The sequence below is a fragment of the Robiginitalea aestuariiviva genome (assembly GCF_029537735.1).
GTDB lineage: Bacteria > Bacteroidota > Bacteroidia > Flavobacteriales > Flavobacteriaceae > Robiginitalea > Robiginitalea aestuariiviva.
In genome coordinates this window covers 1,391,202-1,413,887 of the sequence record NZ_JARPUQ010000001.1, presented here as the reverse complement: position 1 = coordinate 1,413,887, position 22,686 = coordinate 1,391,202, and the positions used below count along the sequence as shown (strand labels likewise).

19 protein-coding genes are annotated in these 22,686 nt (G+C 55.9%); 8 read left to right on the top strand and 11 right to left on the bottom strand.

The window, feature by feature from the left end; genetic code table 11:
- Positions 1–4: 4 nt before the first annotated feature.
- The 11 genes from OZ410_RS06255 to OZ410_RS06205 form a co-directional block, all read right to left on the bottom strand.
- Entirely contained in the window at positions 5–1,042 is a 1,038-nt protein-coding gene (locus OZ410_RS06255; protein ID WP_338156647.1) for an efflux RND transporter periplasmic adaptor subunit, read from the bottom strand.
- A 272-nt stretch (positions 1,043–1,314) separates the two neighbouring features.
- On the bottom strand, positions 1,315–2,196 hold the full coding sequence (locus OZ410_RS06250) for a leucine-rich repeat domain-containing protein (protein ID WP_277707065.1): 882 nt from the start codon (positions 2,194–2,196) through the stop codon (positions 1,315–1,317).
- A gap of 122 nt (positions 2,197–2,318) precedes the next feature.
- Entirely contained in the window at positions 2,319–4,241 is a 1,923-nt protein-coding gene (locus OZ410_RS06245) for an ABC-F family ATP-binding cassette domain-containing protein (RefSeq protein WP_277707064.1), read from the bottom strand.
- A gap of 71 nt (positions 4,242–4,312) precedes the next feature.
- Complete coding sequence (locus OZ410_RS06240) at positions 4,313–5,368, bottom strand: NAD(P)/FAD-dependent oxidoreductase (protein ID WP_277707063.1); 1,056 nt, start codon at positions 5,366–5,368, stop codon at positions 4,313–4,315.
- A gap of 101 nt (positions 5,369–5,469) precedes the next feature.
- Positions 5,470–6,372, bottom strand: a complete 903-nt coding sequence (porN, locus tag OZ410_RS06235; RefSeq protein ID WP_277707062.1) for a type IX secretion system ring subunit PorN/GldN — start codon at positions 6,370–6,372, stop codon at positions 5,470–5,472.
- 71 nt (positions 6,373–6,443) lie between these two features.
- A complete protein-coding gene (gene porM / locus OZ410_RS06230; RefSeq protein WP_277707061.1) occupies positions 6,444–8,012 on the bottom strand; it encodes a type IX secretion system motor protein PorM/GldM in 1,569 nt (522 codons plus the stop codon).
- Positions 8,013–8,066: 54 nt separating this feature from the next.
- Positions 8,067–8,717, bottom strand: coding sequence for a type IX secretion system motor protein PorL/GldL (porL, locus tag OZ410_RS06225; RefSeq protein WP_277707060.1), 651 nt, complete (start codon positions 8,715–8,717; stop codon positions 8,067–8,069).
- 83 nt (positions 8,718–8,800) lie between these two features.
- The gene (gene porK, locus OZ410_RS06220; protein WP_277707059.1) at positions 8,801–10,153 is read right to left on the bottom strand and encodes a T9SS ring complex lipoprotein PorK/GldK; all 1,353 of its coding nucleotides are present in this window, start codon (positions 10,151–10,153) and stop codon (positions 8,801–8,803) included.
- A 114-nt stretch (positions 10,154–10,267) separates the two neighbouring features.
- Positions 10,268–11,425, bottom strand: a complete 1,158-nt coding sequence (locus OZ410_RS06215) for a formimidoylglutamase (RefSeq protein WP_277707058.1) — start codon at positions 11,423–11,425, stop codon at positions 10,268–10,270.
- A gap of 23 nt (positions 11,426–11,448) precedes the next feature.
- Complete coding sequence (gene topA / locus OZ410_RS06210; RefSeq protein ID WP_277707057.1) at positions 11,449–13,911, bottom strand: type I DNA topoisomerase; 2,463 nt, start codon at positions 13,909–13,911, stop codon at positions 11,449–11,451.
- A gap of 133 nt (positions 13,912–14,044) precedes the next feature.
- Positions 14,045–15,283, bottom strand: coding sequence for an LVIVD repeat-containing protein (locus tag OZ410_RS06205; RefSeq protein ID WP_277707056.1), 1,239 nt, complete (start codon positions 15,281–15,283; stop codon positions 14,045–14,047).
- A gap of 155 nt (positions 15,284–15,438) precedes the next feature.
- Between OZ410_RS06205 and miaB the strand changes: the two genes are divergently transcribed.
- From miaB to OZ410_RS06165, 8 genes are all read left to right on the top strand, one after another.
- Positions 15,439–16,881, top strand: coding sequence for a tRNA (N6-isopentenyl adenosine(37)-C2)-methylthiotransferase MiaB (miaB, locus tag OZ410_RS06200; RefSeq protein ID WP_277707055.1), 1,443 nt, complete (start codon positions 15,439–15,441; stop codon positions 16,879–16,881).
- Positions 16,882–16,885: 4 nt separating this feature from the next.
- Positions 16,886–18,166 (top strand): sigma-54 interaction domain-containing protein, encoded by a 1,281-nt coding sequence (locus tag OZ410_RS06195; RefSeq protein ID WP_277707054.1) that lies wholly within the window; start codon positions 16,886–16,888, stop codon positions 18,164–18,166.
- Position 18,167: 1 nt separating this feature from the next.
- Positions 18,168–18,683: an LptE family protein gene (locus OZ410_RS06190; protein WP_277707053.1), complete on the top strand. Its 516-nt coding sequence runs from the start codon at positions 18,168–18,170 to the stop codon at positions 18,681–18,683.
- A 3-nt stretch (positions 18,684–18,686) separates the two neighbouring features.
- Entirely contained in the window at positions 18,687–19,604 is a 918-nt protein-coding gene (locus tag OZ410_RS06185; RefSeq protein WP_277707052.1) for a hypothetical protein, read from the top strand.
- Positions 19,601–19,963, top strand: coding sequence for a preprotein translocase subunit SecG (gene secG, locus OZ410_RS06180; protein WP_277707051.1), 363 nt, complete (start codon positions 19,601–19,603; stop codon positions 19,961–19,963). The genes OZ410_RS06185 and secG overlap by 4 nt, the downstream gene beginning before the upstream one ends.
- Before the next feature lie 139 nt (positions 19,964–20,102).
- Positions 20,103–20,381, top strand: a complete 279-nt coding sequence (locus tag OZ410_RS06175; protein WP_277707050.1) for a co-chaperone GroES — start codon at positions 20,103–20,105, stop codon at positions 20,379–20,381.
- 53 nt (positions 20,382–20,434) lie between these two features.
- Positions 20,435–22,066 carry a chaperonin GroEL gene (gene groL, locus OZ410_RS06170; protein WP_277707049.1) on the top strand — a complete coding sequence of 544 codons (1,632 nt, stop codon included), beginning with the start codon at positions 20,435–20,437 and terminating at the stop codon, positions 22,064–22,066.
- Between the two features lie 102 nt (positions 22,067–22,168).
- Positions 22,169–22,660 carry a GAF domain-containing protein gene (locus tag OZ410_RS06165; RefSeq protein WP_277707048.1) on the top strand — a complete coding sequence of 164 codons (492 nt, stop codon included), beginning with the start codon at positions 22,169–22,171 and terminating at the stop codon, positions 22,658–22,660.
- The last annotated feature ends 26 nt before the right edge of the window (positions 22,661–22,686 follow it).

The following is a 22,686-nucleotide window of genomic DNA, read 5'->3' as shown; positions in this document are numbered from 1 at the left end:
GTGTTTACGGCATGTTTTCAGTCACCTCCGGGGCCTGGGCGCCTTCCCGGTAGGGTTTTACAATCATCCCGGGATAGGCTCCGGGAACGGGACGGGTCAGGATTACAGTGCCATTTTCAATCCCTTTGATCACTGCAGTTTGTTCGGTAAAGAAAACCGGGGTTGCAGGTACCAGGTCCAGCACGGAATCGCGGAGGATGTACAACTCTCCCCGCTCGGTGAGCAATTTCCGGGGCACCTCAATGGCATCTTCTTCCTGTCGGCCCTGGATCAGGGCTTCCAGGTACATTCCTTCCTTCAGTTTGGGAGAAGATACATCGATAAACACAGAAACCGTTTGGGATTCCTGGTTTACCGCGGCGTTGATTCGGGATACCTTCCCGGTATACTGCCCGGCCCCTTCCAGGGACTCCAGCTGTACCTCGCGGCCCACCTTGAGAAAATCGCTGTAACTCTTGTTTACGGCTACCTCCAGTTCATAGACGGAAGGGTTGATAAATACCCCGAGGGCCTGGCCGGGGCGCACCAGGGTGCCTTCGGTCACATCGGCCTGGGTAAGCACGCCGGAATAAGGCGCCCGGATCACATATTTGCCCAGGCGTTGCTCCAGGTTCTTTACATTGTAGTAGCTGGTAACAATATTGCGGCCATTAATGAAGTAGCGTTCTTTGTCCGAAGTCATGTCCGGCAGTACCGGCGTGGGGCCACCCAGGTCAAAACCGTCCAGGTAGGCCTGCCATTTCGGGTAGATTTCGGGGAAATCCAGCCGGAGGTCGGGCATGGCTGCCGTGATCAGGTTGTACAGGTTGCTCTTGGCAGACTGCACGCTGGCCTGATACTCCGAGGCGTCAATGCGCAGCAGCACCTCGCCCCTGCTGTAGGGTTGTCCGGGTTTGAAGGGGTGGGCGCTTCCCCTGAAAATGCCCTGGACCTCAGAGAAGAGGGCAATCCGCTGCTTGGCTGTGAGGTTTCCGTTGGCCCGCACCCGAATGGGTACGGCCGTGTTCTCCACGGTGTCCACAAATACCGTTTTGACCTGCATGGGAGGGGTAGGTCTTTTTTCTTTGGGCCGGGAAATAAGTAAGTATGAAACCCATCCCGAGAGACCCAAAACCAGGACACCAAGGATGTAAAGTACTGTTTTACGCATAGATAAAGGTTGTGCCAGTCGATTTTAAGACTGTAAAACTATCTATAAGTTTAATCCCGCCCCGTTAAATAAATCATAAATAGAATCGGGGCTGCCGCGGCATAGGGGCATAAAAAAAGGGTGCCCGAAGGCACCCCCAACAGCTACGTTGTCAACTAACCTAATCACTCATTGTCAACATCTTCAAATTTCGTGTCGGCCATACGGGTCCGGGAGAAATTAAGGCTTTTATAATCGATTTCAGACTTTTCCACATCGTAATCGAAAACCAGGAGCTGGCGGGTAATGACAGACCCCAACCCCTTATAATCATCAAATTCGTTATGCTGTAATTGCAGCACCTCCAATTGGGCCAGTTGCCCGAAGCTCTCCGGGATGGCGCCACCCAGGCGGTTGTTGGAGAGGACCAGTTCGCGTAAGGCGGTCAGGTTCCCGATGCTTTCGGGAATTTCCCCGAACAGCTGGTTCTCGAACAATCCCAGGACCTCCAGCTCGCCCAGCTGGCCGATGGCCTCCGGGATGCGCCCAATGACCATATTGGAAGAGAGGTTCAGGATTTCGAGTTTTTTTAGTTCCCCGATCCGACTGGGGATACGGCCGGATAAAAAGTTATTGAAGGCGGAGAGTTCCACCAGGTCCTTCATATCGCCAATCTGATCCGGAATTTTCCCTTTCAGGCGGTTCATTTCGATCTTGAAGGTTTGCAATTTTTTCAGCGAAAACACAGATTCGGGCAGGGTTCCCGTGAGGTTGTTGAAGGCCAGGTTCAGCACCTTTAACTCCTGCAGCGCCCCAATGGACTCCGGCAGGGGGCCCATCAGGTTGTTGTGGAACAACTCGAGCTTAACCACATGGCCGTTTTCAACTGTAACTCCGTGCCATTGGTTCACGGGGGTTTCCGGATTCCATTTACGAACCCAGTGCAGGCCATTGGTGCTCTGGAAGATTTCCAGCAGGGCCTCCCGTTCGGCCGGGCTTACCTGTGCCGAACCGGTCAGGTGGGCAAGGGCCAGGATTCCGAAAATAATCAACCGCGTGAATCGCATTTTTCTGTACGTGTGATTAGGTAATTTCCTACAATATTACGATTTCCTACAAATCCCGCTAAAGGTTGTTTCTGAAATGCCCGAAAAATGTTGTGAAAGTGCCGATTCTTGTGGTTTAGGCCTTAATTCAGCCCTTCAAGCTCCTCGGAAAGGGCCTCCCATTTTTCCATCAGGCCCTCTAATCGGGTTTTTCGCTCCTGATACCGATCAAAGAAGGCCGGATCTGCCACCGTCTGGTCGTAATCCATCTGCAACTGGTAGTCCATCTCCCCGATTTCCTTTTCCAGGCCGGCAATGTCGGATTCCAGGGAACCCAGGCGGTTATTCAGAGAGCGCTTCTTCTTACGAAGCTCGTGGTCATTCCCGCCACGGGTGTTGGATGGCGCTTCGGCTTGCGGGGCAGGCGCGGGATCGCCCTTTTCGATGGCCCGGAAATCGGAAGCCGCCCGTTGCTCCAGATAAAAATCAATATCCCCCAGGAAGGGCTTCACCGCCCCGTCCCGGAATTCATAGACCCGGTCCGTAAGCCCCTGCAGGAAATCCCGGTCGTGGGAGACCAGGATCAGGGTCCCTTCAAAGTGCTGCAGGGCCTCCTTCAGTACTTTTTTGGAAGGGATGTCCAGGTGGTTGGTCGGTTCGTCCATCACCAACACATTAAAGGGCTGCAGCAACATCCGCGCCAGGGCCAGCCGGTTGCGTTCGCCCCCGGAGAGCACCTTAACCGGCTTATCCACTTCCTCCCCGCGGAACAGGAAGGCCCCCAGGATGTCCCGCACCCTTGGGCGGGTTTGCTCGGTGGCCGCATCCAGCATGGTATCCTCCACGGTTTTATTCCCGTCCAGGTATTCGGCCTGGTTTTGCGCAAAATACCCCAGCTGTACGTTGTGCCCCAGCCGGCAATCGCCCTGGTGATCCAACTCTCCAACCAGGATACGCGCCAGGGTGGTTTTACCCTGCCCGTTCTGGCCCACAAAGGCCATCTTCGAACCCCGCTCCACCATCAGGTCGATACCGTTCAGGACCTGGTTTTTTCCATAGGCCTTGGAGAGTCCTTTGAGCTCCGCCACCACCTTGCCCGGTTGCACGGACACGGGGAAGCGCAGATTCATCACCTGTGTGTCTTCGGTATCTACCTCAATCCGGTCCATCCGGTCCAGCTTCTTGATCAGCGACTGGGCCATGGAGGCCTTGCTGGACTTGGCCCGGAACCGCTCAATCAGGCGTTCGGCTTGCTGAATTTCCCTTTGCTGGTTTTTCTGGGCGCTCAATTGCTGCTGGCGGATCTCCTCCCGGAGCTCCAGGAATTCCGAATAGGGCTTACGGTAATCGTAAAGGCGGCCCAGGGAAATCTCTATGGTGCGGTTGGTTACCCGGTCCAGGAACATCTTGTCGTGGGATACGAGCATAACGGCCCCCGGGAATTGCTGCAGGAATTCCTCCAGCCAGATAATCGATTCAATGTCCAGGTGGTTAGTGGGCTCATCCAACAGCAAAAGGTCGTGCTCTTGCAGCAGCAGTTTGGCCAGTTCAATCCGCATCCGCCAGCCCCCGGAAAATTCGGTGGTCTGCCGCTGGAAATCCTCCCGCCGGAACCCGAGGCCCAGCAACACCTTTTCCGTGTCTCCCTGGTAGCGGTACCCTCCGATCAATTCAAAGCGGTGAGTGAGCTCGCTCAGGTCTACCATGAGCTGGTGGTAGGCTTCGGATTCGTAATCCGTGCGTTCGGCCAGCGCCTGGTTTACCCGGGCCAACTGGGCTTCCACTTCCTGGATTTCGGCAAAGGCCTTATACGCTTCCTCCAGCACGGTAAACCCCGTTTCAAAATCAAGGTCCTGTTTCAGAAAGCCTATGGACAACTCCTTTTCCCGGGCCAGGGTACCGGAGGTGGGTTGGTTTTCCCCGGATAACAGCCGCAGTAAGGTGGATTTTCCTGCCCCGTTTTTACCGATCAGGCCTACGCGGTCTCCCGCCCCCAGGCGAAAGGAAAGGTCTTCGAAGAGGGATTCCCCGGCAAATTGAACGCAAAGTTTGTGGACGTTAACCATAGCTGTGTTTTGGCCGCCCCCGGAACGGCGCTGCAAAAATCATAAAAAAAACCGAATCTGCCCCGGGTCCGTCAGGAAGCCGTGTGGGTCCGGAAATAGCGAGCGGCATCCATTTCGGGCGGCAGTGGCCTGCCTTCGCAGATCAATCCCCAGAGGCAAGCTGCCGCATAGGGCGCAATCAGGACGCCCCGGGAACCGAGGCCGTTAAGCACATAGAGCTGCGGGTGGTCCGGGTGCTGCCCCACCAGCGGCCTGCGGTCCGGAACGGTAGGGCGTATCCCGGCTACCTGCCCTTCAACCTCAAAGGGGCAGCGCAAAAAGGGTTTCAGTTTGGTGAGCAATTGTTCGCGGGCCCGGGCGGTGGGCTCCTGGGTGTAGTCGTTCCAGGCATAGGTAGCCCCCACACGGTAGCGGTCGTTCCCCAGCGGGATGATAAAAACCCCGGATTTGATCACCGATGCCTCCTGCAGCTCAGGGGCGCGGATGGTGAGCAACTCCCCTTTGGTGCCCTGCAGGGGCAGGGTATTGAAGTAGGGGTTTCCCAGCATGCCAAAGCCTTCGCAAAAAATTACGCCACGGGCCTCCATGCCTTTATAGTTTACCCCATCCTGACGCATTTCCAGGGCCTCATGCTCAAAGGCCGAGGTGGATAGCAGGCCGGCCTCCCGTAGTGTCTCCCCATAGGCAGCCAGCAATGCCCCCGTATCGATTCGGCCCGTATGGCGCACCCGGCCAAAACCGTGGGGTGCCTCCAGGGCGGGGTTACGGTTGGGATGTATCTTAGGGTCCAGGAAATCCGACAGGCCCGGTTTGTCCAGGGCTTCAAACCAGGCATTTTGCTCCTGGATCGATGCAAAACGGCGCAGCACCGTTTGCTTCAGGTCAATATGGACCCCCAGGCGCGCCTGCAGGGTTTCATAAAACGGAATGGAGTGTGCCATAAGCCGGTCTCCCTGCCAGGACAGGTTCATGCGCTTGAGCACCACAGGGTTATACAGGCCCCCGGCCACGTGCGAAGCCCGCTGGGAACTGTCGTCAAACAGGTGGAAGGACGCCCCCGCCTGCTGCAGGGTCTCGGCCATGGCCATCCCGGCCAGCCCGCCGCCGATAATCAGGTAATCTGCCATAGTACAAAGGTAGGGAAGCCCGGGCCATAAAAAACGATCCCGGCCTTTGGGGCCGGGATCGCGTTACGAATGAATTGGAAAATTCGCTTTAAAAGGTTGGGCTAGTAGGCCCACATGTCCTGTTCGCGGTCGCGTATTTGTTCCTTGATCCGCTCGGATTCCAGCAACTGGAATAGGGCGTTGTCCGTAATGTAGGAATCGATTTCCCGGTCGCCGTGTACGTTGTCTTCCTTGTAGATGACCCCGTTAAAGCGACGCGCATTCAGCAGCATATCAAAGGATATGGGCTGGGCGGAATTCCGCTGGTTAAAGACCTTGGCCTCGTGCAGAATCTGCCGGGAACTCGGGTACCACACCCAAAAAAGCTCTACCAGGGCATCTTCCGGGGCCATGGATTCGTCCCCGATAAAGTTTACGTCCGGCGCTACCGGGGCAATCCCCAGCAAACGGTATTTGAGCTCTCCCTGCCGCTTGTCGAAATACCAGATGCCTTTGACACGGTACTGTTCGATGTCGGCCGCAGTAATGTCGCGGGTGTTGATATACTCGGGGGAAATTTGCTCCCCGGCATTCAGCTGCTCGTACCCGAGGTCCGTGGTATCTACCTTTCTAAGGGTGGCCTTCAGGTCCTCGAACTTGCGCTTTTCCGTGAAATAGGAATCCACGTAAATGTCGGTGAGTTTCCCATTTTTAATGTTTTTAATAAAGACGTCGTAGAGCGAACGGCGGTCCGCCCCGATGTCTATGGTATCGGTCGGATAGTAGAGGGGGAAGTTCACCCGCTCATCCAGATCGATAATCTCCCACACGGTCTTGGACCAGAGGATGTCCCTGTCGTCTACATACCCGTAGTCCAGGGGCTTGTCGTTGTCCAGTTCAATCTGGGCCGCAGTGCGCTTGCCGATTTCCTCCGGCTTCTTGGCGTTCAGGATGTTGGCCTGGGCTACCGTTGCCGCGGGAAGGGCGGAGAGCACTCCGATAATGATAACACGTTTCCAATTCATGGTTATACCCTGTTTTTATTTAATATACCTCCGGGCGGGCCGCCAGGGCCCGCCCTTTGGTACTGCACATTCTAATTGGTGATCTCCACTACTACGGGAGATACCTTCTTCAACTTGTAAGTCTTATTGTTGGTGATATAAGCCTGGATGTCGAAAATCTGTACGGCATCACCGCGCTTGGCACGGGCCAGGGCAGATTTTGCACGGGCATCCAGCTTGCTGCCGTTCACACTAACGGTAGGCTGTCCGGGAACCTTGAACTTGAAACCGCTTACGGCCAGGTTCAGGTCAAAATCGAAGTCCTCCAGCATAGCGCCAACGGTGGAAATTTCCAGGTTCTTGCGGGGCATCTGAACGCTACCGCTCTCGCCGCGGATAGAACCGGCCGGGCGCGGGATGTCCTTGATGCGGAACTCGCTGCGGGTGCTGATCCCCTGTCCGTCGGGCAGGGTACCGGAAGCCGTAATGGTCACGGTACGCCCCGTTCCGGGGTTCATCACGTAGTTACTGCCGCTGCGCTTGCTCAGGCCGGGGGCCGAAGCATTCACCTTGTTGTCCGGGATACCGGGGATAGAGATGGTCATGGGGTTGGCCACTCCGCGGTAAACCACGTTCATCTTGTCAGCAGAAATCACAGCCGCATTCGGCTTGGAAATGGTGGAGAAGGAATTCTTCACAGGCACCTCGGTTTCCACACCGTCCTGCATATAATACAGCATACCGGCAATTTCGTGGTCTCCGGGGTTTCCGGCTCCGATCAGCAGCTCTACGCCACCTTCCTTCAGTTCGTAATCCTTGCCTTCGCTCAGCTTACGGCCGTCCAGGGTCAGCTCTGCCTTTACAGGCTTGGCGGAACGGTCGGTCTTTCCGAGTACAAGGCTTCCGCTGAAGCGCTCACCCGCATAGAAGGCGGATTTCTCGGAGAAGAGCTGGGTTTCGAAGTTGGTCAGGGAAACCTGGCTGGTCAGCTCGCCTTGCAGCATGGCTTTCAGGGCAGCCTCTTCGGTCGCCTTGATGTCGGACTGCAGGGAGGTGAGCTTGGTCAGGGAAGCGATCAGGGGAAAGCCTTCGTAGTGGTAGTTGATCCAATCTACTTTCACGCCGTCGCGACGCGCTACTTTTCCGTTCTCATCGCCGGTCTTGAAGCGGGTTTTCACCGCGTCCTGTACATCCTTGAAGTCTTCACCGAGGATCCCGAGAACTCCTTCCCGGTAATCTACGATACGCTTCATGAATTCCTGCCCGGTCGGGCCCAGCTTGTCGCCCTGGAAGAACTTCTGGTCCAGGTAGTCGGACTTGTCCATGACCTGATAGTCGGTGGGGTCTTCGATCTCCTTTACCATTTCGGTCTTGAGGTCTTCAAGCCAGGTGTAATACTCCTGAGAGAGCTGCTTGATCTGCTGAGCGTCCTTGTAGAGCTCTTCGTACTTCGCAGCATCTTCTCCGGCTTTGGTTTCCAGGCTGGCGAGGAACGCTTGGTTGTTCTCCGTAGCCTTGTTGTTGGAGGCTTCCAGCTTTTCGTTCATAAGACCGAAGGCTGCCAGAACCTCTTTACTCATATTTAATGCCAACATCGCGATGAAGATCAAGTACATAAGGTTGATCATCTTCTGACGTGGTGTTGCTTTTCCTGATGCCATTTCTAATCAGTTGTTTTTAGTTACTTCGATTTGGGATTTAGCTAGAACAACTAATTAGTTTCTGTTCATCGCGGACAGCATGCCTCCGTATACTCCATTCAGGGAAGAGAGGTTGCTGGCCAGGGACTCCATCTGGTCCTTCAGGGCTCCTGCGTTCTGTACCACTTCCTCGTTGATGGAAGCCTGACGGGAGGCGTTCTCCAGTTGTACTTTATACAGGCTGTTCAGGGATTCCATCTGGGCGGCAGCCACAGAGATCTCCTCGTTGTATTTCTGGGTAGACTGCATGGCGTCGGCAGTGGGGGCAATGCCCTTGGCAGCGCCTTCGAAGTTGCGGATGCTCTCGCCCAGGCTGGACATCAGCTCGGCGTCGATGTTGGCTTCCTTCATCAATTCATCCAGTTTGCGGGAAAGCAGGCCTTCGGCTTCTTTGGCTTCGGCAGCTTCGTTTTTCTTACCGAGAGTCTGACCACCAGCCAGTTCCGGGTATACCAGGGACCAGTCGTATTCGTCGTCCACCGGTTCAAAGGCGCTGATCGCAAAGATCAGGGCTTCGGTAATCAGACCTACGGCGAGCAGCAGACCACCAGTCAGGGGGCCAAACTCCCAGTGCAGGATCTTGAACAAGGCCCCGATGATTACCACCGAAGCACCCAGGCCATAGGCCATGTTAAAGAGCTTTTTTGTTGATTTAGATTGTGCCATAATTCAAAAGATTAAATGAAGATTAAAGTTAACAATAAGTATTTGGTTTCTTTTTATTCGGTTTTGGTATACAGTAGGTTACATTATTGGGTAGCGTCCTCCTCGCCCATGTAGTCCTGAACGGTGCGGAAGCCAATGTAGCTGCGCGCAGAGTCCTTGTACTCGTAATCCCGGGTGCTCACCTGCAGGAAGTAAGCCACGTCTTTCCAGGAGCCGCCGCGGATCACTTTCCGCTTGTTGCTCTGGGAATCCGCATTCGGGTTCATGGTAGAGGCGTATTCATAAGATCCGGAGTAATAGCTGGAGCTGGTCCACTCGGCAACGTTTCCGGCCATATTGTACAGGTTGTAATCGTTGGGCTCGTAGGCCTTGGCCTCTACGGTATAGAGGGCAGCATCGGCTGCGTAGTCCCCGCGCTGGGGCTTAAAGTTGGCCATGAAACAGCCGGTATCGCTGATCACGTACGGACCACCCCAGGGGTAGGTTCCCCCTTCAATACCTCCGCGGGCGGCGTATTCCCACTCGGCCTCGGTCGGCAGGCGGAACTGGTTTACAAACTGCTTGCCACGGGCGCGCTGGTCGTCGTTCTTGAATTTGGTCCTCCAGTTGCAGAATGCCTTGGCCTGGGTCCAGGACACGCCTACCACGGGGTAGTCGCTATAGGCATCGTGCCAGAAGTAATCATTGTGCATGGGCTCGTTGTAGGAGTACTCAAAATCCCGGATCCATACCGTGGTGTCCGGATAGATGTGGGCCTCCTCCTTGCGGATAAAGTCCTTGCGGCGGCCTTCCCGGGAACGGGCGGCTGCCTCGATATCCATCCAGGTATACTTATACACCAGCTTGGTTACATCTATAGTGCGTTGTCCGTTATAGGATTCCTCCTCGGGGATGTACATGGAGTCCATCACCTCGGCATAGTATTCGTCCGGGTAATCCGAGGTATCCCATACCAGGTCCTCGTCGGTATTCAGTGCGCGGTTTTCGAAGTAATCCTCCCCGAAACCATAGTTGTCCATCATATACTTGTCGTATACGGAAAGGTTGGCGGTGTCTGCATCCTTAAAGGCATACATCCCGATCCCCTCGTCTTCCGGACCCAGCCCCAGCTCGTCTGCCAGGATGGCCAGCTTGGAACGCACTACGGAATCCCGCACCCACTCCACAAACTGCCGGTACTCGCTATTGGTGATCTCGGTGTCGTCCATATAAAAAGACCGCACCGTTACGGTCTTGGTAGGGGCATTCATCAAGTCCCCCATGTCTTCCTCACTCTTACCCATAATAAAAGAACCCCTGGGAATCAATTCCATCCCATAGGGTTTTTCAGGGTACCATTTCTTGCCTTGCACGCCAACCAGTTCCCCCTTGGTTTTGGAACCACAGCTGCTCAGCAAAAAAACACACGCTAAAGATGAAAACAATAGCTTCTTCATACGTTAGGTTAATTTCGGTTAAGATGGTACGGTACTACCTTCAATTATTGTCTAAAACTTAAAATTGAATGATTTATTGTACGTCAGTACCTAATCTCGCTATTACGTTTCTGTTTAATTGAACCCTTTTTTATAGGCCTTGAACCACCGTTCAGGGATAATCTGGTCGCAGGCGTCCAGATAGTCCTGCTCGGTGCATGGTAATAACGCAACCGCATTGGATTTAGTATGCCCGGCAAGAAGGTTTGGGACCTCCACCCACCAGCGGGAGGTCAGGGCACTTTTGTAGAAGTGAAGTTCTTCGGTATCGCAGGGAACGATATAGTGGGTGAAATCCGGATCGGATTCCGAGGGTTTTTCGTCTACCCGGAAGTTATATCCCTCAATAAAATACCAGATCATCTGGGCTACCAGCTGAAAGGCCTGGGGGTTGTTGTCCATCTCGAAAATCCCCAGGGCCGAGATGTGTTCGCCCATCCCGGCATAACGGGTTATGGCACAGATCTCACGGCCGGTAAAGCCGTTTGGGGAGAAGTCGGCACCCATGCCCATTTCACAGGCGCGAATGGCCCGGGTATCCACGCTCACCAGGTGAGCCTGGCGCAGCACGGGTTCGGCCAGAGTGATATTAGCTGTAATATCGCCCAGGCGATAGGCATCAAAAAACAGGCGCTCCATCAGGTCCACTTCTTCCTGGGCATTGAAATAACTCTGGTAGCCGATGTTGGAAAAATTGAACAGGTTGTTGGGCTTGTCCGTAATGATCTTACTCATATAGGAGTGGGAAGAGATCAGTTCCTCGTCCGCCCCGAAGTCGAAACGGCTGTCTACGGAGACCAGGTTCACCATGTCGCGGATGCCGTCGAAGGCACGGTACATGGGATAGCTCAGGTCCTGGGTGGCGCCAATGACTATAGGCACAATATTTTCCTCCAGCAGCCCGGCCATGATTTCGCGGACCACAAAATAGGTGTCCTTTACGGTTTCCCCTTCTTCAATGTCGCCCAGGTCCAGGATGGTGTAGTTCCAGTTGCCCAACATCAGGCGGTAGAGCTGCAGCCGGATTTCTTCCAGGTCCAGGCGCTGGGTCTTTTTGATAAAGGCATTCCGGGATTCGTGTATACCTACCAGGGCAAAGGTGGCCCCTGCCAGCACGGGCAGGCCGTCCTGTTCGGTGTGCTTGTAGACCAGGCTGCCCAGCGCCTGGGCCGGCATCAGCTCACAATGGGCCAGGAGTTTCTGGGATACAGGTTTAAGGAAATCAAATGCCATACGCCGCTGCCGGTTCGGGAAATTTAGCTCTTTTTACGGGTTTTGCGTTGAGACAATAATGCCTCCGCCTGCTCCAGGGTCATGCCTTCCGGGTCCGTATCCTTGGGCAGGTCCACCTTGGATTTGCCTTTGATCAGGACCAGCTTTCCCCACCGGCCTTTTTCAATACGCACCCCCGCCTCCGGCCATTCCCTGACGCGTTTCTCGCGCTCTTTCTGCAACTTGTCTTCGATCAGGGTTTCAATATCGGCCTGGGAGAGGTGGTCGAAATCGTATTTCTTGCCCACGTTTATGAACATCCCGTCCCATTTGATGAAGGGCCCGAAGCGCCCCTTTCCTTTGGTAACGGGTTTTTCCTGATAGCTCGCTATGGGAGCATCGGCCTGCTCCTTGGCGCGGATCAGGGCCTCGGCCCGTTCCATATCCACTTCAAAAACGCTTTCGTCCTTGTCCAGGGAAACGAATTTCTTGCCGTAGCGCACATAAGGCCCGTAGCGCCCCACGTTGGCCTCGACCTCCATCCCTTCATAGGTGCCCAGTTTGCGCGGCAGCCTGAACAGGTCCATGGCATCTTCAAAAGTAATGGTACCTATGGACTGGTCCGGCAGCAAGCTGGCGAACTGGGGTTTTTCCTCCTCCTCGGCCGTCCCGATCTGCACCATGGGGCCAAAGCGGCCCAAACGCACGGAAACCTGCCGGCCGGATTTGGGATCCGTGCCCAGAATGCGTTCCCCTTTGGCGCGGTCCGCGTTTTCTTCCACGTCTTCCACAGTCGGGTGGAAATCCTTATAGAAGTCCCGAAGCACGTCCTGCCACTGCTCCTCCCCTGCGGCAATGTCGTCAAAGTCCTTTTCCACCTTGGCGGTAAAGTTGTAATCCAGAATGTTGGCAAAATGGTCCACCAGGAAATCGTTAACGATCATCCCGATATCCGTAGGCACCAGTTTCCCCTTATCCGACCCCACGGTTTCCGAAAGGTCCTTGTCCTGTATATTACCCGCTTCCAGCACCAATTGCCGGTACGCCCGGGCGATGCCTTCCACGCTGCCCTTTTCCACATACCCCCGGTTCTGGATGGTAGAGATGGTCGGGGCGTAGGTAGAGGGACGTCCTATGCCGAGCTCCTCCAGTTTTTTAACCAGGGAGGCCTCGGTGTAGCGGTAGGGCGGGCGGGTAAAGCGCTGGGTAGCGGTGATGTAATTGGCTTGCAGGGCATCGCCCTCAGCCATGGCCGGGAGCATCCCTTCCTGTTCCTCCAGGTCCTCCTCGTCCTTGCCTTCCAGGTATACCTTTAAAAAGCCGTCAAATTTGATCACCTCCCCGTTGGCTGCAAAAAGGGAATCCTGACGGTTGTTGGCAATCTTCACCTGGGTACGTTCCAACTGGGCGTCGCTCATCTGGCTGGCCAGGGTACGCATCCGTATCAGTTCATAAAGACGGGCCTGGTCCCGGTCCAGGTTGGGGCGCTGCAGGCGCATATCGGTGGGGCGGATGGCTTCGTGGGCCTCCTGGGCTCCTTTGGCCTTGGAGCTGAATTGCCGCACCTTGCTGTACTGCTCGCCGTAATTTTCGGCTATGGCTTCCTTGGCGGCCTGTATGGCCTCGCCGGAAAGGTTAACACTGTCCGTACGCATATAGGTGATAAGCCCGGCTTCGTACAGCCGCTGGGCTACCTGCATGGTGCGGGAGACCGAAAAATAGAGTTTTCGGGAGGCTTCCTGTTGCAGGGTGGAGGTGGTAAAAGGCGGGGCCGGGGATTTTTTGGCAGGCTTGCTCTCCAGGCTGCTTACGCTAAAATCGGCACCGTTCACCGCCTGCAGGAAAGCCATGGCACTGGCCTCGTCCGGGAAGGTCTCCGTCAGGCGGGCGGTAAAGACGCCCCCGCCACCGGTGCGGAATTCTGCGGCTACCTTAAAACTGCTCTCGGGCGTGAAGCCTTCAATTTCCCGTTCCCGCTCCACGATCAGGCGTACAGCCACGGACTGCACCCGCCCGGCGGAGAGTCCGGGTTTGATTTTTTTCCAAAGCACTGGCGAAAGTTCGTATCCCACCAGTCGGTCCAGGATGCGACGGGCCTGCTGGGCATTCACCAGGTCGTAGTTGATGGTCCTCGGGTTGTCGATGGCCTTCTGGATGGCCGATTTGGTGATGGAGTTAAAAACGATGCGCCGGGTTTTGTCCCGGTCCAGCTTCAGGGTCTCGGCCAGGTGCCAGGAAATGGCCTCCCCTTCCCGGTCTTCATCGCTGGCGAGCCAGATGGTCTCTGCACCCTTAGCCAGCTCCCTTAGTTTTTTAACGAGGGCTTTCTTTTCCTTGTCCACCACATATTTGGGAGCAAAGTCCTTGTCGACGTCCACCCCGAGTTCCTTAGAGGGCAGGTCGGCAATATGTCCGAAGCTGGAGGTAACCTTATAATCCTTACCCAGGAATTTCTCGATGGTTTTGGCCTTGGCAGGCGACTCGACAATAACCAGGTTCTTTGCCATGCAGTGCAGTTTTGGTTTACAAAAGTATGGCAATTTTTTTTTGATCCGTTCGCCAGGGGGGTTCACCGCCTGGTCCCGCACCGCGTAAAATAGTACCCTGGCCCCTACAGGCAGGGGGGCAAGCAGAGGCGAATCAATCCCTTAGCGAAATCCGGCTAAGCAGCTCCAAACCGGTTTCGGCATAGTGGTATTGGGACAGCATCCCGTCGCCTACCATCAGCAGGCGGTCTTCCAGGGGGATGACGTCATAGGTAACCACATCGGGAAAGTGATCCAGCAATTTCAGGTCAAAAACATCCGTCTTGTCATAGACTTTCAACCCGGAGGAGCCGTCGCAGATAAAGAGTTGCTGTGCGCGAACGCCCAAGCCGTATGGCTGGTCCATGGGGTAAGAGATCGCCAGGGTAGGCTGGGAGATGTCGGCCAGGTCTACAATAAACAAGCCGCTTTCCAGGGCCCCGCACTGGTTGCCGCCCCTTAGCGTCACGTAGGCATAGGAGCCGTCCACCACCACCGGGTCGCAGGCGGTGCCGTGCTGGAACTCTGAAACAAAGGTGGGGCTGGCCGGTGTGCTGATATCGAAGATGTACATCCCGCGCATGCTGCCCAGGAACAAATGGTCACCATAGTTAAAGATGGTTTCAATATCAAAGCCTGCAAAGACATCCTCCAGGGCCGCCGGGGCTTCCAGGTCCGAGATATCGAATACATTAATAGTATGGCTGTCTACGGCATAGAGGTAATCCGCCACGATTTTAAAACGGGCCAGGGATCCACCCTGCCCGGTATCGGAGGCCGCTTCGGCCATGGTAAACATATTGTCCATCATACCGCGTTGTACCTCGGCTACCGCCCGGCGTTCCAGGGTAAGCTCCCACCCTACCTGCACCTCGGTGGACGGGTCCCACCCGGCAGACTCAAAGAGGTCCGCCTCCACAGGCCAGGGCAGGTACTCCTGCAGCACCCCTTCCAGGCGTGCCACCGGCCGGATGTTATCCATATCTGAAATATCGAGGACTACCAGATCCGAAAGGCTGTCCGCAAACAGGTAGTTCCCTTTTACGGATATATCCATGTTCCCGGGAATACGGATAAAGCCGGCCTTCCTGGGCGCCTGTGGGTTTCGGTTGTCGATCACGTGGACCCCTTTGTAGGGTTCCCCAACAAAAACAAAATCCCCATAGGCATAGACCTTGCCGGACTGCCCGATGGGCTGGGGGGCGATCATCTCCAGGCTGTTGCTGAACGCTTCGCGGGTCATGGTGAGGGGGCGGGCCACCAGGTATTCCGCAAATTCCTCGGGATCTTCCTTCTCGCAGGAAAGCAGGGGCAGGATGGCCAGGGACAGGAGTAGTATCCGGGCAGTTTTCATGGCAAATCGGTTAAAGGGTTGTTCTCCTTAAAGATACGCCCAATGCCCAGCCGTTGCGTTTTTGTAAAATTTTAATTCCTGCCAAATTGTCATAAGCCTTCCAAAATCGTATCTTTGTCCCCCTTCCCGAAAAGCGGGGAGAACGAATACCGACTATGGAGAAGACCATTGACGAAACAAAACAGGGCACGGCCCTGGAAACCAGGGAGCAGCAGGCCAATACCCGTAAACTCTACATCGAGAGTTACGGCTGCCAGATGAATTTTTCGGATAGCGAGATTGTGGCCTCCATCCTGTCCGGGGAGGGGTTTAATACCACCCCCAACATGGAAGAGGCAGACCTGATTCTGGTCAACACCTGTTCCATCCGCGACAAGGCAGAGCAGACCGTGCGCAAACGGCTGGAGCAATTCAATACCCTGAAGCGGGACAAGCCCTCCATTAAAGTGGGGGTGCTGGGCTGTATGGCCGAACGCCTCAAATCCCAGCTCCTGGAAGAAGAACAAATCGTGGATATGGTGGTAGGGCCGGATGCCTACAAGGACCTGCCCAACCTGGTCCGCGAGGTGGACGGGGGAGCCCAGGCCGTCAATGTAATCCTCTCCAAGGAGGAAACCTACGGGGATGTGGCCCCCGTGCGTTTGGGGTCCAATGGGGTAACCGCCTTCGTATCCATAACCCGCGGGTGCGACAACATGTGCACCTTCTGCGTGGTGCCCTTTACCCGGGGGCGGGAACGCAGCCGGGACCCGCAATCCATAGTAAAAGAAGTAGGCGAACTCTGGGAACAGGGCTTCCGGGAAGTGACCCTGCTGGGGCAGAATGTAGACAGCTACCTCTGGTACGGGGGCGGGCTGAAGAAGGATTATGAAAAGGCGAGCGACATCCAGAAAGCCAGTGCCGTCAACTTTGCCGGGTTGCTGGACCAGGTGGCAGCTGCCTACCCGGGCATGCGCATCCGCTTCTCGACCTCCAACCCCCAGGACATGACCCTGGACGTGATCGAGGCTATGGCGCGCCACCGGAATATCTGCAAGTACATCCACCTGCCCGTGCAAAGTGGCAGCGACCGTATCCTGCAGGCCATGAACCGCCTGCACACCCGCCAGGAGTATATGGAACTGATCGACAATATCCGCCGGCTGATCCCGGAATGCGGCATCAGCCAGGACATGATTGCCGGGTTCCCGACCGAGACCGAAGAAGACCACAGGGAAACCCTCTCCCTGATGGAATACGTGAAGTACGACTTCGGCTTTATGTTCGCCTATTCCGAGCGCCCGGGTACCCTGGCGGCCCGCAAGATGGCAGACGACGTGCCGGAGGAAGACAAGAAACGGCGCCTGCGGGAGATCATCGAATTGCAGCAACAGCACAGCCTCTGGCGCAACCAGCAACACCTGGGCAAGGTGGAGGAAGTGTTGATTGAAGGCCCTTCCAAGCGGTCGGATGCGCACTGGATGGGCCGCAACACCCAGAACACCGTAGTGGTGTTCCCGAAAGAACAGTACCAAAAGGGCGAATTCGTAAACGTCCGCATCGAGGACTGCACCTCGGCCACCCTGCTGGGAACGGCCGTGGGCTATGCCCAGCAATAAGCCTATGGAAAGCGTACAAGCCATCAAGCAGCGGTTCGAGATCATCGGAAACGATGTAAAGCTGAACCGCGCCCTGGAGAAGGCCATTCAGGTGGCCCCTACAGACATTTCCGTACTGGTCACCGGCGAAAGCGGGGTGGGAAAGGAAGCCATCCCCAAGATCATCCACGCCCTCTCGCACCGCAAACACGCCAAATACATCGCGGTAAACTGCGGGGCGATCCCGGAGGGAACCATAGACAGCGAATTGTTCGGCCACGAGAAAGGCGCCTTTACCGGAGCCACCCAAACCCGGAGCGGGTATTTTGAGGTGGCGGACGGGGGCACCATTTTCCTGGACGAGGTCGGGGAACTGCCGCTCACTACCCAGGTACGTCTGTTACGGGTGCTGGAGAACGGGGAATTCCTGAAAGTGGGATCCTCCAAGGTGCAGAAAACCAACGTGCGTATTGTGGCGGCCACTAACATCCAGATGATCGAGGCCATCCAGAAAGGCAAGTTCCGGGAAGACCTCTATTACCGCCTCAGCACGGTGGAAATCCATATCCCCGCCCTGCGCGAGCGGCACGAGGACATCCACCTGCTGTTCCGCAAGTTCGCCTCGGATTTTGGCCAGAAATACAAGATGCCCACCATTCGCCTGGAAGAGGACGCCGTACGCCTGCTGCAGCAATACCGCTGGCCCGGGAACATCCGACAGCTGCGCAACATTGCTGAGCAACTCTCCGTGCTGGAGCAGGACCGCACGGTAAGTGCCCCCACCCTGAGGTCCTACCTCCCGGATGCCGGGAGCAACCTGCCCGCGGTGGTGACGCCCCGCAAGGCCGACAGCGATTTCAGCAACGAAAGGGAAATCCTCTACAAGGTGCTCTTCGATATGAAATCGGACCTGAACGACCTCAAGAAGCTCACCCTGGAACTGCTCAAGCACGACGATACCGAAAAGGTACAGGAAGAACACGGGCAGCTGATCCGGAAAATCTACGGCCGGGAGCAAGACCTGGAGGAGGAAGAACACACCGTGGCCGTACTGCCGGCCGCCAGCCCGGAATCCCAGGTGCACAGCCCTTCCGTATCCACCCCGGCACCGCCGCCCCCGCCGGAAGACCGCTACCACTTTGCCGAGGAAATCCAAGAGGAAGAAACCCTATCTTTACAGGAAAAGGAGATTGAGCTTATCGCCAAGGCCCTGGAACGCAACAAAGGCAAGCGGAAAGCCGCTGCCGCCGAACTGGGCATCTCCGAGCGAACCCTGTACCGCAAGATCAAACAATACGACCTGTAGCATGCCCAGACCTCTTGCACTTTTCATCCTGGTTACCGCCCTCCTGTTGGGCGGGTGCGGGGCCTACAACTTCACCGGGGGAGACGTGGGGACCGCCCAGACTTTCCAGGTGAGCTATTTTCAGAATTTTGCCACCCAGAGCCCGGGGTCGGTGTTCCACCCGGGGCTGGACCGGGACTTTACCCTTTCCCTCCAGGACCTGATCCTGAACCAGACCAACCTGGACCTGGTGGGCGCCAACGGGGACCTGGTGTACGAAGGGGAGATTGTGGAATACCGGGTGCAGCCCATGAGCGCCACAGCCGAACAGCGGGCCGCCCAGAACCGGCTCACCATGAGCGTCAATGTGCGCTTTTACAACCGAACCAAAGAGGATGCAGACTGGGAACAGCGTTTCTCCTTCTTTTACGATTACCCGGCCACCTCCCAACTGTCTGCCGTGCAGGACGAGGCGCACCAGGCCATCTTTGAACGCATTAACCAGGACATTTTCAACAAATCCCTGGCAGACTGGTAGCCCATGAACGTGTCGGATTTTACATCCCTGCTCCAACAGCCCGAACGGCTGGAATCTGCCGCCCAGACGCGGCAGCTCGAAGAGGTGGTGGAGGCCTACCCCTGGTTTCAGGCTGCCCGCGCCCTGCACCTTAAGGGGCTGAAAAACGACAACAGCTACAAGTACAACCAGGCGCTGAAGGAAACCGCAGCCTGTACCGCAGACCGCGAGATTCTTTTTGAGTTCATCACCTCGGAAGCCTTCCTGCAGAACAGCGTGGCCGACAGCATCTCCGGCCGGCAGGCCCTGGAGGATCAGGAAATCGTTTCAGAGGATGTGGAACCCAACCCCGACCGGGATACCGGGATGATCGATACCGAGGAAGACAGCCCCCTGCCGCGGAATACGGAGGAAGCGGAACAGATCCTGGACCCCAAACTTTTCCGCTCCGTAGACCCGGAGGTGGACAAGGCGCTGGAAGCCCGGCGGGCTGAGGCCCGTGAAGCTCTGGAAATGGGCAGGCCCCTGGCCTTTGACCGCAGCGAGCGGTATTCCTTTTCAGAATGGCTGCAGCTCACCAGCTTTAAAAAACGAACGGGGGCAGAGGAGGCTGCCCCACCTGCGGAATCAGCGCCCGAAGCCGAAGACCCCAAGGCCCGGAAATTTGAACTGATTGACCGCTTTATTGCCGAAAATCCCAAGATTGTCCCCAAACCCGGGGAGACCTCCAAGGTGGATATTGACGCCTCTGTGCAACTCAACAAACAAGAGCTGATGACCGAGACCCTGGCACGGGTATATCTGGAACAGGGTAAGTACAAAAAAGCCGTGCAGGCCTACCGGATCCTGAGTTTGAAATATCCGGAAAAAAGTGGTTTCTTTGCAGACCAAATTAAGGCAGTCCAGAAACTGCAAGACGATAAACCGAAGAAAAAGAAATGAGCACATTTACCATTTTCGTGATCCTGATCATCGCAGTATGCCTGCTGCTGATGCTGGTTGTAATGGTGCAGAACCCCAAGGGAGGCGGATTGTCTTCTTCCTTTGGCGGCGGTGGAAACCAGGTGATTGGCGGGGTGAAGAAAACCGGGGATTTCCTGGACCGCAGCACCTGGACCCTGGCAACCTTGCTGATCGTGCTGATCCTGCTCTCCAACGTAACCCTGAAAAGCAACTTTAGCGGGGCCGAATCCCGCCTGCTGCAGGAAGACGGCATTGAAGCCGTTCCGGAAGGGGAATTGGACGCCATTCCGGAAGCGCCGGCCCAGACCCCGGCCACACCCCTGGATACGCTTCAGTAAACCCAAACGAATTCAGACTAAAATGCCAGCTTTTATGACAAGCTGGCATTTTCATTTTACAATCTGTCATGTTTTGTCCCATGGCACAATTTTGGCCACTGCATAGGGCGTAAACTTTAAATTCAAAAAATCGATCAATATGGCTAACGTAAACATCAAACCCTTGGCGGATCGGGTCCTGGTAGAACCCATGGCAGCCGAAACCAAAACGGCCTCCGGCATCATTATCCCGGACACGGCCAAGGAAAAACCGCAAAAAGGCAAAGTCGTTGCGGTAGGTCCCGGCACCAAAGACGAAAAAATGACTGTGAAGGTTGGGGACACCGTATTGTACGGGAAGTACTCCGGCACCGAACTGAAACTGGACGGGGCGGATTACCTCATGATGCGGGAAAGCGATATCCTGGCGATTATTTAAACTGAACCCATAGCCCCTGTGGGGGCGGATTAACTCAAACGATACATACTATTATGGCAAAAGACATAACATTTGATATTGAAGCAAGGGATGGCCTGAAACGCGGCGTAGACGCCCTGGCCAATGCCGTAAAGGTGACCCTGGGGCCCAAAGGCCGCAACGTAATCATCAGCAAATCCTTCGGCGCCCCCGTGGTGACCAAGGACGGGGTAACCGTGGCCAAGGAAATTGAATTGGAGAACGCCCTGGAAAACATGGGTGCCCAGATGGTTAAGGAAGTAGCTTCCAAGACCAACGACCTGGCCGGAGACGGTACCACCACCGCCACGGTTCTGGCGCAGGCTATTGTAAAAGAAGGCCTGAAGAACGTGGCTGCCGGCGCCAACCCCATGGACCTGAAGCGCGGGATCGACAAGGCCGTTGAGGCCATTGTGGAAGACCTCGCCAAGCAATCCAAAAAAGTGGGCGACGCCACTGAAAAAATCAAGCAGGTAGCCTCCATCTCCGCCAACAACGACGAGACTATCGGGGAACTGATCGCCGAAGCCTTCGAAAAAGTAGGCAAGGAAGGCGTGATTACCGTAGAGGAAGCCAAAGGTACCGATACCTATGTAGACGTGGTGGAAGGGATGCAATTCGACCGCGGATACCTCTCCCCCTACTTTGTGACCGATTCCGAAAAAATGATCGCGGAACTGGATAACCCCTACGTGCTGCTCTTTGACAAAAAGATCTCCACCATGAAGGACCTGCTGCCCGTACTGGAGCCCGTGGCCCAGTCCGGTAAGCCCCTGCTGATCATTGCCGAGGATGTGGACGGGGAAGCCCTGGCCACCCTGGTGGTAAACAAACTGCGCGGCAGCCTGAAAATCGCAGCCGTTAAAGCTCCCGGTTTTGGGGATCGCCGCAAGGCTATGCTGGAAGACATCGCCATCCTGACCGGCGGAACCGTGATTGCCGAGGAGCGCGGGTTTACCCTGGAGAACGCCTCCATAGACATGCTGGGTACCTGCGAGAAGGTGAGCATCGACAAGGATAACACCACCATTGTGAATGGTGCCGGAGAAGGGGAGATGATCAAGTCCCGCGTGAACCAGATCAAATCCCAGATCGAAACCACCACTTCCGATTACGACCGCGAGAAACTGCAGGAGCGCCTGGCCAAACTTGCCGGCGGGGTTGCCGTACTCTATGTTGGCGCCGCTTCCGAAGTGGAGATGAAAGAGAAAAAGGACCGTGTGGACGACGCCCTGCACGCCACCCGTGCCGCCGTAGAGGAAGGCATTGTGGCCGGAGGGGGTGTAGCCCTGGTACGCGCCCAGGCTGTACTGGCCAAGGTAAAAGTGGATAACCCGGACGAAGGCACCGGGCTGCAGATCGTTTCCCGCGCCATTGAGGCACCCCTGCGTACCATCGTTGAAAACGCCGGAGGTGAAGGCTCCGTGGTGGTTGCCAAGGTACACGACGGCAAAGGTGACTTCGGATACGACGCCAAGAGCGAGCAATATGTGGACATGATGAAGAAAGGGATCATCGACCCGAAAAAAGTGACCCGTATTGCCCTGGAAAATGCCGCCTCCGTGGCCGGTATGATCCTGACTACCGAATGCGCCCTTACCGAAATTAAAGAGGACAACCCGCCCGCACCCCCCATGGGCGGCGGCGGTATGCCCGGCATGATGTAATCTATCCGGGAACACCCCTTAGAAAATCCGGCAGGAATCCTGCCGGATTTTTTTTTGCGCAACCGCGCGTTTCGTACCTTCGAAACTTTAAAATTCAACCCGATGTCCGAGACCCTTCTGACCCAGTGCCACGCCCTGCTCAACAGCCCTGAGACCACCCCGGGTGAGCGTCTGCAAGCCGTATGTGACCTCCTGCAGGAAAACGTACCCCATTACGACTGGGTGGGCTTCTATTTCCGCAATGGCCGGAAGGAAGAACTCAAGCTGGGGCCCTACGCCGGCGACCCGACCGACCATACCCTGATCCCGTTTGGCAAGGGGATCTGTGGGCAGGTGGCCCTGAGCAACCAGAATTTTGTGGTGCCTGACGTGGCCGCCCAGGACAATTACATTGCCTGCAGCCTGCATGTGAAGGCCGAAATTGTGGTGCCCCTCTTCCTGAATGGGGAGAACATCGGGCAGATCGACATTGACTCCCACACCCCGGATCCCTTCGGCCCGCAGGACGAGCGCCTGCTGGAAGCGATTTGCGGGGAGGTTTCCCGCCTATTTTCCGACCGCGGCATCACGGATCCGGCTTCTCAACTGTCCTAGTCCGAACCCGGCGACCCCCTTTTAAA

Excerpts from the sequence above, each read along its gene's own strand:
- topA (WP_277707057.1), bottom strand. The coding sequence starts at position 13,911 with ATGGCAAAGAACCTGGTTATTGTCGAGTCGCCTGCCAAGGCCAAAACC.
- secG (WP_277707051.1), top strand. The coding sequence starts at position 19,601 with ATGAGCACATTTACCATTTTCGTGATCCTGATCATCGCAGTATGCCTG.
- miaB (WP_277707055.1), top strand. The coding sequence starts at position 15,439 with ATGGAGAAGACCATTGACGAAACAAAACAGGGCACGGCCCTGGAAACC.
- OZ410_RS06185 (WP_277707052.1), top strand. The coding sequence starts at position 18,687 with ATGAACGTGTCGGATTTTACATCCCTGCTCCAACAGCCCGAACGGCTG.
- OZ410_RS06215 (WP_277707058.1), bottom strand. The coding sequence starts at position 11,425 with ATGGCATTTGATTTCCTTAAACCTGTATCCCAGAAACTCCTGGCCCAT.
- OZ410_RS06175 (WP_277707050.1), top strand. The coding sequence starts at position 20,103 with ATGGCTAACGTAAACATCAAACCCTTGGCGGATCGGGTCCTGGTAGAA.
- porM (WP_277707061.1), bottom strand. The coding sequence starts at position 8,012 with ATGGCATCAGGAAAAGCAACACCACGTCAGAAGATGATCAACCTTATG.
- OZ410_RS06245 (WP_277707064.1), bottom strand. The coding sequence starts at position 4,241 with ATGGTTAACGTCCACAAACTTTGCGTTCAATTTGCCGGGGAATCCCTC.
- OZ410_RS06205 (WP_277707056.1), bottom strand. The coding sequence starts at position 15,283 with ATGAAAACTGCCCGGATACTACTCCTGTCCCTGGCCATCCTGCCCCTG.
- OZ410_RS06195 (WP_277707054.1), top strand. The coding sequence starts at position 16,886 with ATGGAAAGCGTACAAGCCATCAAGCAGCGGTTCGAGATCATCGGAAAC.
- OZ410_RS06240 (WP_277707063.1), bottom strand. The coding sequence starts at position 5,368 with ATGGCAGATTACCTGATTATCGGCGGCGGGCTGGCCGGGATGGCCATG.
- OZ410_RS06255 (WP_338156647.1), bottom strand. The coding sequence starts at position 1,042 with ATGCAGGTCAAAACGGTATTTGTGGACACCGTGGAGAACACGGCCGTA.
- OZ410_RS06250 (WP_277707065.1), bottom strand. The coding sequence starts at position 2,196 with ATGCGATTCACGCGGTTGATTATTTTCGGAATCCTGGCCCTTGCCCAC.
- OZ410_RS06190 (WP_277707053.1), top strand. The coding sequence starts at position 18,168 with ATGCCCAGACCTCTTGCACTTTTCATCCTGGTTACCGCCCTCCTGTTG.
- porN (WP_277707062.1), bottom strand. The coding sequence starts at position 6,372 with ATGAATTGGAAACGTGTTATCATTATCGGAGTGCTCTCCGCCCTTCCC.
- OZ410_RS06165 (WP_277707048.1), top strand. The coding sequence starts at position 22,169 with ATGTCCGAGACCCTTCTGACCCAGTGCCACGCCCTGCTCAACAGCCCT.
- porL (WP_277707060.1), bottom strand. The coding sequence starts at position 8,717 with ATGGCACAATCTAAATCAACAAAAAAGCTCTTTAACATGGCCTATGGC.
- porK (WP_277707059.1), bottom strand. The coding sequence starts at position 10,153 with ATGAAGAAGCTATTGTTTTCATCTTTAGCGTGTGTTTTTTTGCTGAGC.
- groL (WP_277707049.1), top strand. The coding sequence starts at position 20,435 with ATGGCAAAAGACATAACATTTGATATTGAAGCAAGGGATGGCCTGAAA.